The sequence below is a fragment of the Aeromonas sp. 2692-1 genome, from assembly GCF_013085505.1.
In the GTDB taxonomy this organism is placed as follows: domain Bacteria; phylum Pseudomonadota; class Gammaproteobacteria; order Enterobacterales; family Aeromonadaceae; genus Aeromonas; species Aeromonas hydrophila.
Map to the genome: position 1 here is coordinate 1,960,744 of NZ_CP038513.1, position 13,682 is coordinate 1,974,425.

The 13,682-nt window shown below is 59.3% G+C and carries 10 protein-coding genes, 3 tRNA genes and 1 pseudogene; 3 read left to right on the forward strand and 11 right to left on the reverse strand.

The window, feature by feature from the left end; all coding sequences use genetic code 11:
* Window positions 1-5: 5 nt before the first annotated feature.
* From E5E97_RS09535 to E5E97_RS09545, 3 genes are all read right to left on the reverse strand, one after another.
* Window positions 6-1,844 (reverse strand): bifunctional UDP-sugar hydrolase/5'-nucleotidase, encoded by a 1,839-nt coding sequence (locus tag E5E97_RS09535; protein WP_011704942.1) that lies wholly within the window; start codon window positions 1,842-1,844, stop codon window positions 6-8.
* 232 nt (window positions 1,845-2,076) lie between these two features.
* Window positions 2,077-3,618, reverse strand: coding sequence for a cyclic diguanylate phosphodiesterase (locus E5E97_RS09540; protein ID WP_171280203.1), 1,542 nt, complete (start codon window positions 3,616-3,618; stop codon window positions 2,077-2,079).
* A 177-nt stretch (window positions 3,619-3,795) separates the two neighbouring features.
* On the reverse strand, window positions 3,796-4,650 hold the full coding sequence (locus E5E97_RS09545) for a Tim44 domain-containing protein (protein ID WP_029301667.1): 855 nt from the start codon (window positions 4,648-4,650) through the stop codon (window positions 3,796-3,798).
* A gap of 432 nt (window positions 4,651-5,082) precedes the next feature.
* Here E5E97_RS09545 and dnaB point away from each other — a divergent pair, with 432 nt between their 5' ends.
* Together dnaB and alr are read left to right on the forward strand one after the other, a co-directional pair.
* Window positions 5,083-6,477 (forward strand): replicative DNA helicase, encoded by a 1,395-nt coding sequence (dnaB, locus tag E5E97_RS09550; protein ID WP_011704946.1) that lies wholly within the window; start codon window positions 5,083-5,085, stop codon window positions 6,475-6,477.
* A 309-nt stretch (window positions 6,478-6,786) separates the two neighbouring features.
* Window positions 6,787-7,860, forward strand: coding sequence for an alanine racemase (gene alr / locus E5E97_RS09555; protein ID WP_017408770.1), 1,074 nt, complete (start codon window positions 6,787-6,789; stop codon window positions 7,858-7,860).
* 81 nt (window positions 7,861-7,941) lie between these two features.
* Here alr and E5E97_RS09560 read toward each other — a convergent pair.
* The 8 genes and pseudogenes from E5E97_RS09560 to E5E97_RS09595 all read right to left on the reverse strand — a co-directional run.
* Window positions 7,942-8,025 (reverse strand): annotated as a pseudogene (locus E5E97_RS09560) (ferredoxin); the annotation flags it as partial.
* A 24-nt stretch (window positions 8,026-8,049) separates the two neighbouring features.
* Window positions 8,050-8,298: a YfhL family 4Fe-4S dicluster ferredoxin gene (locus E5E97_RS09565; RefSeq protein WP_005334896.1), complete on the reverse strand. Its 249-nt coding sequence runs from the start codon at window positions 8,296-8,298 to the stop codon at window positions 8,050-8,052.
* Between the two features lies 1 nt (window position 8,299).
* Window positions 8,300-9,661, reverse strand: a complete 1,362-nt coding sequence (yegQ, locus tag E5E97_RS09570) for a tRNA 5-hydroxyuridine modification protein YegQ (RefSeq protein WP_017408769.1) — start codon at window positions 9,659-9,661, stop codon at window positions 8,300-8,302.
* A 233-nt stretch (window positions 9,662-9,894) separates the two neighbouring features.
* On the reverse strand, window positions 9,895-10,632 hold the full coding sequence (locus E5E97_RS09575) for an EAL domain-containing protein (protein WP_171280204.1): 738 nt from the start codon (window positions 10,630-10,632) through the stop codon (window positions 9,895-9,897).
* A gap of 746 nt (window positions 10,633-11,378) precedes the next feature.
* Entirely contained in the window at window positions 11,379-11,651 is a 273-nt protein-coding gene (locus E5E97_RS09580) for a hypothetical protein (protein ID WP_171280205.1), read from the reverse strand.
* Window positions 11,652-11,785: 134 nt separating this feature from the next.
* A tRNA-Tyr gene (locus tag E5E97_RS09585) sits at window positions 11,786-11,870 on the reverse strand.
* Window positions 11,871-11,901: 31 nt separating this feature from the next.
* A tRNA-Tyr gene (locus E5E97_RS09590) sits at window positions 11,902-11,986 on the reverse strand.
* Window positions 11,987-12,017: 31 nt separating this feature from the next.
* A tRNA-Tyr gene (locus E5E97_RS09595) sits at window positions 12,018-12,102 on the reverse strand.
* A gap of 335 nt (window positions 12,103-12,437) precedes the next feature.
* Here E5E97_RS09595 and E5E97_RS09600 point away from each other — a divergent pair.
* The gene (locus E5E97_RS09600; protein WP_171280206.1) at window positions 12,438-13,670 is read left to right on the forward strand and encodes a cysteine desulfurase-like protein; all 1,233 of its coding nucleotides are present in this window, start codon (window positions 12,438-12,440) and stop codon (window positions 13,668-13,670) included.
* The last annotated feature ends 12 nt before the right edge of the window (window positions 13,671-13,682 follow it).

The window sequence follows — 13,682 nt, forward strand, 5'->3', positions numbered from 1 at the left end:
CCGGATCAGGGCTTGTAGTAGGTCACGGTCGCGTAGGGCAGCGGGTTGAGGGTGCCCTGGGACTCGGCGTACTCCATGAACATCTCGTTCTCACCGACGCCGGAGTCGACGTAGTCACCCTTGTTGGGCAGCTCTTCACGCTTGAGCAGGCCGTTGTAGCCATCCTTGCCGGAAGCGATGTAGGTGTTGGCACCGACCCGGTACACCTTCTCGTCATCCAGCGGCTGCCACTGACCGTTGGCGTCCAGCAGTTCCAGCTTGGTGATGCGGGAGCCCTTGGCCAGCTTGCCGTCGTAGGTGTAGCTCAGGTGGCCGACGTAGGGGAAGGCACCGCTGGAAGCGGCGATCCCGGTCTCCAGACCGATGGAGTAGTCAACGGCGTACTCCAGGGTGGCCCGAACGTCCTTGCCCTTGAGGTTGAAGGCGGCGATCTTGTTGCCAAACGGCAGCAGGGTACCCATCACGTAACCGACCGAGAGCGGGCCGGCGTTCACGTCGGCACGCACGCCACCGGCGTTCTGGATGGTGAAGTCGACCTTGGTGTTGAGCTTGTTGAGCTTCCAGTAGAGCGACTCGGCTACCAGGGGATCGATGAGGCCGGCGCCGTCCGGGGTGGTCGGCACGCGCACGTGGGTCAGCTTGGTCGGCACGTCAGCGATGATCTTGGCTTCGAGCTCGGCCACGGCCGGCTTGTACTCGGTGTCGATTACATCGCGCATGGCGGTGTTTTCCGGCACGATCTCGATGACCGGGGACTTGTTGATGAAGTCGACCACGTTGGTCTGCTCGGTGCCGCTGAGCGGCACTTTCTTCTTGGCCACTTCCTTGGTGAAGTCGTCGCCGGTCATCAGGGTGTTGCGGCCCTCACACTTGGTGAGCTGGCCTTCCTTGCTGAGGGAGACGTTGACCAGGCCGTAGCCCTTGGCCCATTCACCGGCCTGCACGATACAGGTCTTGCCACCGTCCGGGTTGCTGACGATCTGGGCGTAGGTATTGTCGTCGGCCGGGTTCTGGTTGTGGGCGGTGTAGCCGATGCTGTTGAGCTCGGTGATGTCGCCGAGGAAGGTCTGGGAGTGACCGCCGACGATCAGGTCGATACCGTTGACGGCCTTGGCGACCGCCTGGTCATTTTGCAGGCCGATATGGGTGACCATGATGATCTTGTTGGCACCCTTGGATTTGAGGGTGTCGACCATTTTCTGGGCGGTCTCAATCATCGGCAGGAATTTGGTGTCGGTATCCGGCGAGGAGATGTCATGCATATTTTCCAGCACCAGCCCGAAAATACCCACGCTCTCGCCATTGACTTCCTTAATGACATATTCGTGAATATTTTCACTGTCCTTCAGGGTGGCGCTACTGGATTTCACCATATTGGAAGCCAATACCGGGAAATTCACCCGTGAGACAAAGTCTTTAATAGCCTGGTTGCCCAGATCGAATTCGTGGTTGCCGAGCACCATGGCATCGATACCCATGTCGGAGAGCAGCCGGGACTCCTCTTCACCCTTGAACTGGGTGAAATAGAGGGTGCCCTGGAAGGCGTCGCCACCGTTGAGCACCATGAAGTTGCGGCCCTCGTTGGCGGCCTGGCTGCGCAGCTCGTCCAGCTTGAACTTCAGGCGCGGATAGCCGCCCAGCTTGGCGTTGAACTTGAACAGTTCCTGGCCGGTGGGCTGGATCGCCAGCGCATTTTCGGTCGGGTCGAGGTGGGCGTGGGTATCATTGATGTGGGCAATGGTCAGATCCAGCGGAATATGCTCCTTGCTGCTGTTTTCTGAATTGCAGGCGGTCAGCCCGAACAGGGTAATAGAGACGGTGACGGCCAGTAGCGTCTTCTTCATCGGTAATATTCCTCTTGTTGTTATAGTCCTGTATATCGTTCCTGCATGACAGGAGTGTGGCGATTCTAGGCAAAAAGTAATAATTGGAAATAAACAGAGCTGATTCCTTTGAGCTACTGCACATTAATAAAGCAAATAAACGTTTGCTCTATTTGGCAGAGCAGGGGAAGGCGCGGCGGGGATTTTCCGCCAGCATGGGTGTCAATGCAACCCCATTGGTGTCAGCGGTGGTTCAAGGCGCAGGAGTGGGGCTCAGCTGCTGCAGAAATTGCTGCGGGGTGAGCGGGCGGCCATACAGGTAGCCCTGCAGGTAATCGACCTGCCGTTCGACCAGAAAGTCGGCCTGCTCCTGGGTCTCGACTCCTTCGGCGATGGTTTGCAGCCCCAGCCGGGTCGCCAGGCTGATGGTGCTGTCAAGAATATGACGGGAGAGGGCGTTGGTGCCGATCATGGCGACGAAGCTCTGATCGATCTTGAGATAGTCCACGTGAAACTGTTGCAGATAGGTGAGACTGGAGTGGCCGGTGCCAAAGTCGTCCAACCCGATCCTGACCCCCATCTGCCGCAACTCCTCAAACAGCCGCTCGGTGAGGTGGTTGGGGGTGATGAGCTCGCGCTCGGTCAGCTCCAGCACCAGGGTGATCGGGTTGGCGGTGAAGGCGGCGAGAAAGCTGCGGCAGTCATCCAGCAGGCTCAACTGCTGGCAGTGGCGGGCACAGATGTTGAAGCTGAAGTGAAAGCGGGGCGGCAGCGCCGCCTCGTGGGGGGCAAATTGCAGCCGCACCTGCTGCATCAGGGTCTGGGTCATCAGGATGATGAGGCCGCTCTCCTCCGCCAGCGGAATGAAGAGATCCGGCCGGATCAGCCCCTGGCGGTGATGCTGCCAGCGCATCAATACCTCGCAGCCATGCAGTTGGCCACTCTGGCTGACGACGATGGGCTGCAGATAGGGCACGAACTCCTGCTTGATGATGGCGCGCCTGAGCTCCTGGGTCGGGGTCGAGATATGGCTCCACCAGCGGTAGGTGGCGAGGCCGGCCAGCCCCCCCAAGGCCAGGATCAGCAGCACCATGCTGCCCTGCTTTTGCAGAGTCATGGCCAGCACGGCACTCAGTGGGAACCCCTGGTTGAGGCTGTAGCCGAACGTGGCCGAGTCGAGCCGGTAGTTGAAGCCTCGCAGCCTGGGCGGTTGGCCATCGTGCACCTTGCCCTGCAGGTCGAGCCACTGCTCACCGATTTGCACCCAGCTGTGGGGCCCGGCGAGGTGCCACTGCAACGGCTTGCTCAGATGGTAGGGGTTGATGGCGACCACCACCGCATGATCCCCTTCGCTCAGGTGGTAGAACAGCAGCGACGGTTTACGTCCGAGCTGGGTGACCGCCTCCAGCCTGAGCAGTTCGTGCTGGCTGTTCTGCAGCCGGTCTTTGAGATCGATCTCGTCGAAGATGGAGGAGCAGTAGAGGCGGCCGTTGCGGGAGAGATTGACCGAGCGCACATAGGGGGAGGTGGCGACCAGCACCCGCAGCTCGCGGGCCACCTCGCGGCAGGGACGGCTGGCCAGCGGCAGCGCCGCCTTGGCCGCCAGGGTCGAGTGGTGCAGCGCGCTGTCGATCTGGGTCATGGCGCGTTCGGCGGCGGTCTGGGCCTGCTGGCGCGTCATCGACCAGGTCTGCCAGTAGAGGGTGACGAGGGAGATGAGGATCAGGGTGGCGCAGCACAGCAGGCTGGCCAGGAGACGAGGCATGTTGCTGCGACGCAGAAAGGGAAGAGCCATGGGCCACGCCTCGATGAAGAGTCAATTGAACAAAAAAAGGTCGGTCATACTACACAATCACACCTCAATCTCATAGCCGGTACAAGGGGCGGCATGGGCGGGTGCAGGGGGCTGGAAATGCCAAAAAGCAAAGACGGCCCGCAGGCCGCCTTTGTTTGTCATCGCAGGAAAGCGCGTTTACAGCTGCTCGATGCCGACGATATGCCAGGGGGCATTGTCCTTGGCGAGGTTGCGCTCGAGGTGCCACACCTCCTTGATGTCCTCCTCGACCTGCTCCTGGCGATCCATGTAGCGGCCGCTGAAGCGCACGCTGACCTGGGCCCAGTCGCTGCCGTAGTCGGCGCGCACCAGCTGGGTGTCCACATACATCACTTCGGTATGCTGTTCACCGCTGAGTTCGGCCCGCTCGGCCTTGAGCTGTTCAAACAGCTCCGGACTCACGTACTCGCGTACCTTTTCCAGATCGTTTTTGTTCCAGGCTTCCTGCAGGGTGCGGTAGTGATCGCGAGCCCCGGCGAGGAAACCGTTCATGTCAAAACCTGGCGGCAGGCGGAACGGCACGTCGCTGTCGGCAAAACCGGTGGCCTGCGGGGCGCTGTGGTTCTGCTCGAACTGCTGGGGCGCCGCACTCTGGGGCGGCTGATAGCCGGCATAGGCCGTCTGTTGCTGTGGCGCCGCCATCTTGCCCTTGCGCAGGGTGCGGATCAGGAATACGGCCCCCAGTGCCAGCAGGGCGATCAGCAGGAAGTCCATCCCTTGCAGACCTTCGAAGGCGCCGCTACCCAGCAGGTAGGCGAACAGACCACCGGCCAGCAGGCCGCCAAGCAGGCCGCCCATCATGCCGCCCTTCTTGGGTGCCTGGGCGCCCACGGTGGGGTTCTTGGTGTCGACGGGTTTGGCGGCCGGTTGGGCCGGAGCCGTTTTATAGCTCTTGCCAAAGGATTTGCCGCCACCAAATTTCTTGGCCTCGGCAATGGGTGCCCCCAGGCCAATGGCCAGGATCACGGCAAACAGGGTCAGCATCTTTTTCATTTTGACTCTTTTCACTCTCATCAGTGGGTGGGGCATGCTCTGCTTTGGCAAGCTCAGCGAGGCGCATGGCAGGCTGCCTGTCCCTCGTTGTATTGCAGCTTGCGACTATGATTAACACGATTGGCATGAATTATTCATGAACAGATTGCCCCGATCGGGGGCGTTGCGAGGAGACAGGCCATGAAAAGTCGACGACCGAGCCGAAAGGAGCGCAAGCTGCGCAACAAGGCGAGAGCCAAACCGCAAGATCAGACCCTGGTCTGGCCCTTCATCATGGTATGAATGCGAGACGGATTTCATCGACAGGCGGCGCCAGCAACCATCAGGAGGGCGGTTGTGGCTGACAGAAGTGAATAGCGTGCATTTGCACTCGCGATGACGGGGTTTCTTTTGTAAAATTCCCGTCCCCTTCCCGCTGCGGTTTTTATGTGTATGGCAGAGCAAGTGACGGCGAAAAAAGACGCCAAGACACAACAGCTGAAAGTACCTCCCCACTCTTTTGAGGCCGAACAGTCCGTACTGGGCGGCCTGATGCTGGACAACGAGGCCTGGGATCGGGTCGCCGAACGGGTGATCGACAAGGATTTCTACAGCCGCCCGCACCGCCTGATCTTCCAGGCCATGACCCGCCTCTCCAACGCGGGCAACCCCATCGATCTTATCACCTTGCAGGAGGAGCTGGAGCGCTCCGAACAGCTGGAAGAGGCCGGTGGCTTCGCCTATCTGGTGGAGATCGCCAAGAACACCCCGAGTGCCGCCAACATCAGTGCCTACGCCGAGATCGTGCGTGAGCGGGCGGTCGTGCGGGAGATGATCTCGGTCGCCAACGAGATAGTCGAAGCAGGCTATGAGCCGCAGGGGCGCACCTCCGGCGATCTGCTGGACCTGGCCGAGAGCAAGGTATTCAAGATTGCCGAGCAGCGCAGCAGCGCCAACGAGGGGCCCCAGCCGCTCAAGCTTATTCTCGAGCAGACCGTCGACAAGATTGAAGAGCTGTTCAAGACGCCCCACAACGGCGTGACCGGGGTATCGAGCGGTTACGGTGATCTCGACAAGATGACCGCCGGCCTGCAGCGCTCGGATCTGGTGATCGTCGCGGCCCGTCCCTCCATGGGCAAGACGACGTTTGCCATGAACCTGTGCGAGCATGCGGCGCTCACCGCCGACAAGCCGGTACTGATCTTCTCCCTCGAGATGCCCTCCGAGCAGATCATCATGCGTATGCTCGCCTCGGTGGGGCGCATCGACCAGACCAAGGTGCGGACCGGTCAGCTCGACGACGAGGACTGGGCGCGGCTCTCCTCCACCATGGGATTGCTGCTGGAGAAGGGCAAGATGTACATAGATGACGCCTCCGGCCTCACCCCGACCGACGTACGTTCTCGCGCCCGTCGTATCGCCCGTGAGCACGGCGGTCTCTCGATGATCATGATCGACTACCTGCAGCTGATGCGGGTGCCGGCGCTGTCTGACAACCGGACCCTGGAGATCGGCGAGATCTCCCGCTCCCTCAAGGCCTTGGCGAAAGAGTTGCAGTGCCCGGTGGTGGCGCTCTCCCAGCTCAACCGAAGCCTGGAACAGCGGGCCGACAAGCGCCCGGTCAACTCGGATCTGCGGGAATCGGGCTCCATCGAGCAGGATGCGGACTTGATCATGTTCATCTACCGCGACGAGGTCTATCACGACGACAGCCCCGACAAGGGGATCGCCGAGATCATCATCGGCAAGCAGCGTAACGGCCCTATCGGGCGGGTGCGCCTCACCTTCCAGGGCCAGTTCTCGCGCTTTGACAACTACGCGGGTCCGGCGTTTGATGATGACTACTGATCATCGTCAGCGCGATCCTGAAGAGAAAGAAAGTGGTGAGAGTCATCGCTGCAAAGCCGCGTAACGGTGCCAATATGCGGCCGGGTGCGCCTCACCTTCCAGGGTCAGTTCTCGCGTTTTGACAACTACGCGGGCCCGGCGTTTGATGATGACTACTAAGTAAGCCGGGAGCCTGCTCCCGGTATCCAGAAACAGTTTTCCCGGTTCGACAATTCTGCCGGTCCGGCCTTAGACGATGACAATTAAGGGCTGACACCCCCCGGTGCCTGGCGCGTTCGCGCGTTATCATGCCCTCGTAAGGGAAAACAGATGAAAGCGGCTATCGCCCAAATCAATACCGCGGCCCTGCGCCACAACCTCGCCGTGGTGAAACGCCACGCCCCCCAATGCAAGATCATTGCCGTGGTCAAGGCCAACGCCTATGGCCATGGGCTGCTGCCGGTCGCCCGCACCCTGGTGGATGCGGATGCCTACGCGGTGGCCCGTATCGAAGAGGCGCTGATGCTGCGCTCCTGTGCCGTGGTCAAACCCATCGTGTTGCTGGAAGGCTTCTTCAGCGCGGCCGACCTGCCGGTGCTGGCGGCCAACAACCTGCAGACCGCGGTGCACACCTGGGAGCAGCTCGAAGCGCTGGAGCAGGCGGATCTGCCTGCCCCCGTGGTGGCCTGGCTCAAGCTCGACACCGGCATGCACCGCCTCGGCGTGCGGGCCGACGAGATGCCCGCCTTTATCGAGCGCCTCGCCAAGTGCAAGAACGTGGTTCAACCGTTCAACATCATGACCCACTTCAGCCGCTCCGATGAGCTGGAGCAGCCCACCACCCGCGAGCAGATCGACTTGTTCAGCCAGCTGACCGCGCCGCTGTTGGGCGAGCGGGCCATGGCCAACTCCGCGGGCATCCTGGCCTGGCCGGATTCCCACTGCGACTGGATCCGCCCCGGCGTGATCCTCTATGGCGTCTCCCCCTTCCCCAACACGGTGGCGGCCGATTACGACCTGCAGCCGGTGATGACCCTCAAGACACAACTGATTGCAGTGCGGGATCACAAGGCGGGCGAGCCGGTGGGCTATGGCGCCAACTGGGTGTCGGATCGCGATACCCGGCTCGGTGTCATCGCCATCGGCTATGGCGACGGCTATCCACGCATGGCCCCCAACGGCACGCCGGTGCTGGTCAACGGCCGTATCGTGCCGCTGGTGGGTAGGGTCTCCATGGATATGACCACGGTGGATCTCGGCCCAGGCGCCACCGACAAGGCCGGCGACGAGGCGGTGCTGTGGGGTGAAGGGCTGCCGGTGGAGCGGGTGGCCGACCAGATCGGCACCATCCCCTACGAGCTCATCACCAAGCTCACCTCCCGGGTCTTTATGGAATACGTCTAGATGCCGTGAGCGCCAAACGTCAAAAAGCCCCGCATGCGGGGCTTTTTTTATGTGTCGTCAGCGACCTGCGGGTTACCGAAGTTACTGCCGGTGCATCCGTACAAATTTCTCCATCAGCTGATCTTCGGTCTCCACGTGAGCGGGATCCCAGATGATGCAGTCCATGTAGAGCAGATGCTGATGCCGATGTTACTGCCTGTGCATCCGCACGAACTTTTCCATCAGCTGATCTTCGGTTTCCACGTGAGCGGGATCCCAGATGATGCAGTCGATGGGGCAGACGCTGATGCAGGTCGGCTTCTCGTAGTGACCGACGCACTCGGTGCAGCGACTGGGGTCGATCTCGTAGATCTCCTCACCCAGGCTAATGGCCTGGTTCGGACACTCGGGATCGCACATGTCACAGTTGATGCACTTGTCGGTGATGAGCAGTGCCATCTCAGGCGGCCGAGTGCGGCTGACGGGTATCCTGGCGCTCACCGAGGTTGCGCAGCAGGATGCCGTAGTCAACGTCCACTTCCTTCGGCACCGGTACATAGACCACGTGGCCGTTGCCCGGCGCGGTGTCGATGAGCTCGCCCTTGCGGTTCTGCATCTGCTCCAGATTGAAGCTGAGGTTGCCCTGCGGGGTCATCAGTTCCAGGCTGTTGCCCACCAGGAACTTGTTCTTCACCTCGACTTCCACCATGTCACCGTTGCGACCGGTGATCTCGCCAACGAACTGCTGGGTGTCGGAGACCGAGTAGCCGTAGTCGTAGTTCTGGTATTCGCTGTGGTTGTGACGGCGCAGGAAGCCCTCGGTATAGCCGCGGTGGGCCAGATTCTCGAGGGTGCCCATCAGGCTGCGGTCAAACGGGCGGCCGGCGACCGCATCGTCGATGGCCTTGCGATAGACCTGGGCGGTGCGGGCGCAGTAGTAGAAGGACTTGGTGCGGCCTTCGATTTTCAGCGAGTGCACGCCCATCTTGGTCAGTCGTTCGACGTGCTCGACCGCGCGCAGATCCTTGGAGTTCATGATGTAGGTGCCGTGTTCGTCTTCGAACGCGCTCATGTACTCGCCCGGGCGGTTGGACTCTTCCAGCAGCACCAGCGCATCGGTCGGTTTGCCAAGACCCAGGGTGTTGTCCGGGCGGATGGCGATGGGCTCCTGACGGTGGACGATCTGGCCCACGTCATCTTCCTTGCCTTCGTGCACCTTGTACTCCCAGCGGCAGGAGTTGGTGCAGGTGCCCTGATTGGGGTCACGCTTGTTGATGTAGCCGGAGAGCAGGCAGCGGCCGGAGTAGGCCATGCACAGCGCCCCGTGAACGAACACTTCCAGCTCCATCTCCGGCACCTGCATGCGGATCTCCTCGATCTCGTCCAGCGACAGTTCGCGGGAGAGGATGACCCGGGTCAGGCCCATCTGATGCCAGAATTTCACCGTGGCCCAGTTGACCGCATTGGCCTGCACCGACAGGTGAATAGGCATATCCGGGAAGGCTTCGCGCATCATCATGATGAGACCGGGGTCGGACATGATCAGCGCATCCGGCTTCATCTCCACCACCGGACGCATGTCGCGGATGAAGGTCTTGAGCTTGGAGTTGTGGGGCTGGATGTTGGCCACCACGTAGAACTGTTTGCCGAGGGCATGAGCTTCGTTGATGCCGAGTTGCAGGTTCTCGTGATCGAATTCGTTGTTGCGCACCCGCAGGCTGTAACGGGGCTGGCCGGCATAGACGGCATCGGCGCCATAGGCATAGGCATAACGCATGTTCTTGAGGGAACCTGCGGGGGAGAGCAATTCTGGTTTAAACATGGCGGACTCTTCGTATCTGATTGCAAATCAGGACGGCGCCACCTGATGGCGCCGTATGGGTTGAGCTGCGCCGGGAGTGGATACTCACTCGGCGCGACCCGATAACGGCATATCCGGGCTGCAGCAGCATGCACCGGATAAACGGGGTGCGAGATTGTACTCGCCCTCACCGCATCATGCAATTTGGCAGGGGAATGGCCCCGGCGCGAGTCGGCGGCCAAAAAATAGGTGGTTCAGGCCCAGCGAGAGAGGGGGGAGGGCATGGCGTAGGCGTAGCCTTGCTGATAGTCGCAACCGAGCCGGTTGGCGATCTCGATGTGTTGCAGGGTCTCGACCCCTTCGCAAACCACCTTCATGCCGAGCTGCTGCAGGTACTCCACCAGACCGGTCAGCATGCGCAGAGCATGGGGCGTCTTGCTGGCTTGCAGCAGCAGGGAGCGATCCAGCTTGATGACCTCGTAGGGCAGCGCCAGCATACGCTGGAAGTTGCACTCCAGGGTACCGAAGTCATCGCAGGCAATATGGGCACCGTGGCTGCGCAGTACCTCGATCAGCGCCCTGTGCTGCCGCAGCAGCGGGGCCTGTTCCAGCACTTCGAACCAGACCTCGATCCCCAGCTTGCGCGCCTGCATCAGCACCAGCAGCAACAGGTTCTGATAGGTGGGGCTGTTCAGGGTCGGGTTGAGATTGATGGAAAGAAAATAGGGTCCGGCCTGCGCCAGGGTCGGCAGATCCCGCATGATGGCCCGCAGCATGACGATGTCCAGATGGAGGGATTGCTCCTCGCTGAGGGAGGCAAAGTCGATGCCCTGATAGCTCTGCTGGGCCGGCTCCCAGCGTCTGGCCAGTACCTCATAACCCTTGACCTGATGATCCCGACCGATGATCGGCTGATAGAAGGGCACGGCAAGATCGGCCACCGCGATGTTTGCCATGTCACTTATTGGGTACTCTTCTTGAAATGCAAACACGGCACTCATCTGTTGACGGATAGGGTTGCGGATAATACAGCAGAAGAGATCGGTAAAGCCTGTAGGAATCGTCTGATAATTAACGTTAATTAATGCCTGCAATATAGGACTATTCCGATTAACGCTGACTCGTTTGCGTCATAGACTGGCCCGGTAAATATACGGTGGGATGATTATTAAAGAGCCGCAACGCCTCGCCGTGTTGATGATTCCACTCATCCCTCTTGTATAGATAGACGCTTGGAATGGTAATGAGGAAAGTATATTTGATCTTTTTTTTGCTGTTCAGCGGCAATACTTCTGCATCGGCAGGAATCAGTATCGTAAGTTTATATGATCATATGTTTAGCTAGCCAGGATCACATTTTAAATTGCTTTTACATCAGCTGGTTAGGCGATTTTTGTAAAGATCGCCATTCATGAAGTGATTTATGATGACGCCAGCTATGGGGGCACTTGAGATTGTTATAGAATGGGTTCAGGTGGCAAGTTCGTTCAGACTAATTGTTTCGGAGAATAGGGCGTAAGCGCTCTGACTATTTATAAATATTAATAATCTGGGATAGATAACAGATCACATCATGTATGATGTTATAAATTTCATTGCTACCTAGATGATTTTAAATAGTAAGCTATTATTAATACATGCTCTTATTGGATGGAGTATATAAAGTAAAATTTTAAGTATTTAATCTGTTCTCTTAAATAGTTTTCCCATTTACTTATCTATTGATACATACAACTATTCAGGGAGCAACTGCTTCAAGTGGAAGCAATGACTGTTTGCGTTGCTCCGGCTGTACGGCCTGTGCCAACCAGGCCCAGTCGAGCAGGGGGGTATCGGCTTTGAAGCGCTGATAGGCAAGGCCCTGGTCGATGGTCAGAAACAGGGTGGTGGGCAGGCCGATGCGGTTGGTGTAGCGCACCATCACCTCGCCGCGATAGGAGCTGAGTCGTTGCTGCAGCTGTGGCAGACTCAGCCCGGTTGCCTGTCCCTCTTCATCCCAGATCTCGAACATGGTCATGTCTCTTGATGTGATGGCAATACTGTTTCCAAAAGCGGGCCGGCAGGCAATTGTCAGATCTGACAGTGTCAAATGGATAGACGCGTGAAAAGCGAAAACCCGGCACTGGGCCGGGTTTTCTTGAATGATGGTGGAGGGAGAAGGATTCGAACCTTCGAAGGCAGAGCCGTCAGATTTACAGTCTGATCCCTTTGGCCGCTCGGGAACCCCTCCACAGGGGCCTTGCATATTGTGTTCAGGAAGATGGTGGAGGGAGAAGGATTCGAACCTTCGAAGGCAGAGCCGTCAGATTTACAGTCTGATCCCTTTGGCCGCTCGGGAACCCCTCCACGGGGTATTTTCCTGATTGTTGCACTTGAATGGTGGAGGGAGAAGGATTCGAACCTTCGAAGGCAGAGCCGTCAGATTTACAGTCTGATCCCTTTGGCCGCTCGGGAACCCCTCCCCAAGTGCGAGGCGCATACTATCAGATCTTCGCTCTTTGTGAACCCCTGCTGGGCCTATCTGGCGATAAAAAAGTGCCATTCGGTCATTTTTTGATATTTGTCGCTCATTTTTCACGCTTATCAACGATTTCCCTGTCGCTGTCAGACCGGATCCAGGACTCATCGCGGGTGTGAAACATCATCAGACAAGATGTACCGAGTAGCGTTTTGTACTGAAAAAATCACCTTCTCTTCTAAGTGTGATGGCTGACCGCTTCCTTGATGGACATTGCTGCTGCCGCATTTTACTCTCGCCATGTTATTCAACTGTTAACATGGATTGTGGACTCTCCCTATGCAGGCTCTCGATATCGCCGTGTTGCGCGGCCAGTTTCCCGCTCTCAATCAGCTGGTTGAGGGCAAAGCCCCCATCTTCTTCGACGGCCCCGGTGGCGCTCAGGTGCCACATGCCGTACTCACCGCCATGACCGATTATCTCGGTCACTTCAACGCCAATCTGGGGGGGCCCTTCTTCTCGGCCAGGGTGACCGAGCAGCAGGCGCTGCGGGCCAGGCAGGCGGTGGCTGCGTTGCTGGGGGCTGAGCGGGCAGAGGAGATAGTGTTCGGCGCCAACTTTACCACCCTGACCTTTGCGCTCAGCCGAGCGCTGGCGCGGGAGTGGCAGGCTGGTGACGAGATCATCGTCAGCGCGCTCGATCACTACTCCAACGTTTCCAGCTGGCAGCAAGCGGCGGCGGATCGCGGCGTGGTGGTGCATCAGGCAAGAGTGGACGTGGCCACCGGTGGGCTGGACTATGAGCATCTGTTCAGCCTGCTGGGGCCCAAGACCCGGCTGGTGGCGGTGACGGCGGCCTCCAATACCACCGGCACCCTGGTCGATATCCCTCGTATCGCCGATGCGGTGCACGGGGTAGGGGCCTTGCTCTATGTGGATGCGGTTCACTTTGCGCCCCACGAGCGTATCGATGTGCAGGCCTGGGATTGCGATTTTCTGGGGTGTTCCGCCTACAAGTTCTTCGGCCCGCATCTCGGCATTCTCTACGGCAAGCATCGTCACCTGGCGCATTTCACTCCCTACAAGGTTGAACCGGCCAAGAACGTGGCGCCTTACAAGTGGGAGACCGGCACCCAGAGCTGGGAAGCGCTGGCCGGGGTGGAGGCCACCGTCGAATACCTGGCCTCCTTGTCCGGGTTGGACGGCACCGAGCATGAGCTGGAAGTTCGCCTCGATCTGGCGTTTGCCCGCAGCCTGGCCCACGAACGCGAGCTCAGTGAACATCTGCTGGCCAAGCTGGCCGAGCGGCCTTGGTTCACCCTGCACGGCATTCACAACAGCCTGGGGCGCACCCCGACCTTCGCCCTGACGTCAAACCGCCATACCCCGGCCGAAATGGCCGAGTTTTTGGGGCAGCATCAGGTATGCAGCTGGGCCGGCCATTTCTATGCCTTGGCACTGGTTGAGCAACTGGGGGTGAGCGATGGGGTGCTGCGCATAGGCTGCATGCACTACAACACCTCGGCCGAGATTGACCGCCTGTTTGCCCTGCTCGACGATATGCCACATTGAGATAAAACAGCC